The organism is Bradyrhizobium sp. Leo170 (assembly GCF_004296405.1).
Lineage (GTDB): Bacteria > Pseudomonadota > Alphaproteobacteria > Rhizobiales > Xanthobacteraceae > Bradyrhizobium.
Genome location: NZ_PSRR01000537.1, coordinates 1 through 3493 on the forward strand (window position 1 = coordinate 1; position 3493 = coordinate 3493).

At 64.3% G+C, this 3493-nt stretch carries 3 protein-coding genes and 1 pseudogene; 3 read left to right on the forward strand and 1 reads right to left on the reverse strand.

The window, feature by feature from the left end; genetic code table 11:
- Together CWO89_RS41975 and CWO89_RS41980 are read left to right on the forward strand one after the other, a co-directional pair.
- Nucleotides 1–726, forward strand: a pseudogene (locus CWO89_RS41975) (hypothetical protein); the annotation flags it as partial.
- Between the two features lie 96 nt (nucleotides 727–822).
- Nucleotides 823–1203: a hypothetical protein gene (locus CWO89_RS41980; RefSeq protein ID WP_130584095.1), complete on the forward strand. Its 381-nt coding sequence runs from the start codon at nucleotides 823–825 to the stop codon at nucleotides 1201–1203.
- Here CWO89_RS41980 and CWO89_RS41985 read toward each other — a convergent pair.
- Entirely contained in the window at nucleotides 1163–2788 is a 1626-nt protein-coding gene (locus CWO89_RS41985; RefSeq protein ID WP_130584096.1) for a glycoside hydrolase family 17 protein, read from the reverse strand. The two genes, CWO89_RS41980 and CWO89_RS41985, sit on opposite strands and share 41 nt — an antisense overlap.
- Nucleotides 2789–3032: 244 nt before the next feature.
- Between CWO89_RS41985 and CWO89_RS41990 the strand changes: the two genes are divergently transcribed.
- Nucleotides 3033–3493: beta-1-3, beta-1-6-glucan biosynthesis protein (locus CWO89_RS41990; RefSeq protein WP_130584097.1), on the forward strand; the 461-nt coding region annotated here is incomplete at its 3' end.

Here is a 3493-nt window from a genome sequence, read left to right on the forward strand (position 1 = left end):
GTCGTTGCTGCCAACACAGCGCCCGCCGCCCCTGTGCCAGCCAGCAATTCGGACCCGGCCGGCACCCCGGCAGCGTCATTGCCCGCGATGCCACTCGTCGCCGCAAAGTCGATGATCGGACCGCCCGATCCTGCCGCGAGCAAGCCAGTCGAGCCGGCCAAGCCCGCTGCCACGGTCACCGCCAGCCCCATGCCCGAGGTGGTCGCCGCGGCGCCTGCCGCCGGTGACGCGGAGAAAGCGAAAGAGGACGCTAGCGCGCCGAAAGCCGAGGTGCAGCATACCGAATTCGGCGTCGATCTCGGCACCGCCAATTCGGTGCCGGGGCTGCGCGCGCTGTGGCGAGGCCTGTTGAAATCGCGCTCGAACGCGCCGTTGTTCAATTTGCGCCCGATCATCGTCATCAAGGAGGGCGCCAACGGGCTCGGCATGCAGCTTCGCCTCGTTGCCGGCCCGCTGCGCGATGCCGGCGCCGCGGCGAAGATTTGCGCGGTGCTCGCCGAGAACGGCCGCGCTTGCGAAACCGCTGTTTTCGACGGTCAGCGCCTGACGCTCAAGGACGAGCCGCCGCCGGCCACGACAACTCCCAACAAACCCGCACCACGCCGGCACGCAGCACCGAAACGAGCGGCGGCAGCTCCGGTGGTGGTCGAGGAGCCGCCGAAGAAGCCGGAGCCACCTTCCGCGGTCTCGGCGATCACCTCGATGTTCGGTCGCAAGGAGCAATAATGGCGTGACCGCAAGACATTGCGGCGACATTTTCACTCGCTTTCACGCCGCCTGAAGCGGCTTGTCCTGATCCTCTTTCCCGACCATATTCGCGCGATGACAAAGCCTCCGTTCCGCCTCACACCCTATCAGGTGCAATTTCTGCTGATCGTCGGTTTCCTCGCCGTCGGTTACGCGCTTTACCTGCGCTATCTCGTGATCGAATTCTCAACCGTCGCGCTCGCCTGCGATGCGGGCCTGCAGACCATGAACTGCAAGATGCGGGTGCTGGCGACGAGCCTGTTCCGGAATTCCGTGTTCGGCATCGTCGCGCTCGTCATCGCGACCCTGCACGTGCTGCGGCCGTCGATCGTCCTGATGACCGGCGGGCTGATCGCGGCGGGGTTCGGGATCGTGCTCTACAATGTCGCGCTGTCGGGGATCGCGATCGGCCTGCTCATTTTGGGCTTTGCCCGACCCGCGCCCGCCACAGCGTAAGCGCCAGCAACACATACATCGCGCAGGTCCAGACCGACTGCCAGTTGTCGGTCCCCTCGTTCAGGAAGGTATAGCCGGCCGCGACCAGCAGAAGGCCGGCAAACACGGCCTCCGCGATCGGCCTTACGCCCTCCTGCGGCCGGTTGAGCAGCATCAGCAGCGCAAACGGCACCACAGCCATGGTGAGCGAGGCGAACGGAAAGTCCTTGTAGCGCGGGTCGAAAGTGAACCCGAGCGCTGTTTCCGCCCCGATCACGGTCGTCACGATCAGCGAAAGGCCGAGCAGCGCTGTGAGCAAGGTGCCGTGCCGGTACTGGCGCGGCCCGAGCAGTTCGAGGAAGGTCGGCAGCGACTTCCCCGCCATCAGTGCGTGAGCCGACAGGATCGGCGCAAAGACGGCCGCCGCAAGCAGCGTTCCCCACTGCACCCAGCCGCCGGTCCCGTAGCTCTCATAGATCATCTTGTCGATGGCAACCCCGAGCAGGATCCCGGCGCTGGTTGAGGAGATGCCGACCGCGATCCAGGACATGATCCGCGGCGCCCATGGCCGCCGCCGGACCGCCAGCCAAGCCACGAGGAAGGTGACGAAGCCCAGCCCAAGGCCAGCGCCCATGTACCATTTCCAAAGCGGGTAATTGCTGATGGCGACGCCAGGCGGGTACTTCACCACACGGTTGACGGAGTCGAACAGGCCCCAATAGCCGCCGACCGTACCCTCGAGCTGGCGCTTCCAGGGCTGGTCATAGGCCTCGATCAAGTTGACGCGGAAACCCTCGCGCTTGGCGAGATCGAGGATTTCCGAGACGATCCGCGCCTGGTTGGTGCGCGACGGCAGCGCGCCCTCGCGCATCCTGCCCATGCTCGGCCAGCCGGTCTCGCCGATCAGGATCTCCTTGTTCGGGAACGCCACAGCCATCCGCTTGCGGATGGCATCGACATGGGCGGCGGCGAATTTCGCCCGCACCGGCATGTCTTCCCAGTAAGGAAGGATGTGAATGGTGACGAAATCGACGGCGTCATAGACCTCGCGGTTGCGCAGCCAGAATTCCCAGACATCGGCATAGGTCACGGGCACCTGGACCTGCGCCTTGACCGCGCGGACATAGGCGGCGAGATCCGCGGTCGTCATTTCCCCGCGCAGCAGCACTTCATTACCGACCACCAGCGCCGTGATCACGCCCGGATATTGTTTGGCGAGCCCGACCGCGACCGCAATCTGCGTCTGGTTCTTGATCCGGTCGCTGCCGAGCCAGATGCCCTGGATGACCTTCAGCCCGACCTTCGCCGCGATACCCGGTACCTGGTCGAGCCCGTTCTCGATCGAATAAGTGCGCACGCACTCGGTGACCTTGGCGAGATCAGTCAGATCCTGCTCGATCTGCTCGGCCGGAATGTGCGTGGTGCGGATCAGCGGCGTCTGGGTGTCGCGGAACGGCGCATAGGAGACGCATTGCAGCTTTGCATTGGGATCGATCGGCGCGCGCGACAACGTAATCGGCGTGGCGAGCCACCACCACACGGCCGCAATCATACCCAGCGATATCAGGAGAAGCGCCAGTGGCGTACGAAGAGAAATCAGTTCCATCCTCCGGGGACCGTCGATTAACCGGTCAGGCACCGTCTGCCAAGAGCACGAGTCGGGCAATACCAAGGTTGTCCTGCGACAGTTTTGCGCTGGTGCGATAAAGTTGTGACTTTGCTGGACAAAATCTGAAATACCGGTCATGGGATTCCGCCAGCGTCTCCGCCGCACTGGAGACCTATTTGGACGGCATTACGCCATGGCCGTTTGGGATGATTTGTTGGGCGGGAAATCGATCGGGGAAGGTATGGGTGGACGGGTGCTTCAGTTCAAAATCGCGGTCTTGCGCCATTTCGCCACTGCCGGCCTCGCGCTTCTGATCGGTACCGGAGCCGCTTTCTCCCAAAGCGGCACGCCGAATCCGCAGGAACAGTCGAAGCAGGGAAACGCTCCGTCCGACGCCACCAAGGACAACCAGCGTAAGACCGACGAATTCGTCGAAGCCACGCAGGCGATCAACGGCCCGGCCGGAAACCCGGAATGCGTCTGGCTCGGCCGGCGCGTGGTGCGGCTGATGTGGCTTGACGACCTCGATACCGCCTTCCGTCACCTCGACCTTTACGACCGCTTCGGCTGCCCCGGTGGTCATGTGCAGGCGACCTTCCGATGCCTAACCCGGTTCGGCGCTACCATCGACGACAAGGTGCCGCGCAGCCTCGACGGCCGCATCCATGCTTGCTGGATCAACCCCGGCGCCCAGCCACCGGC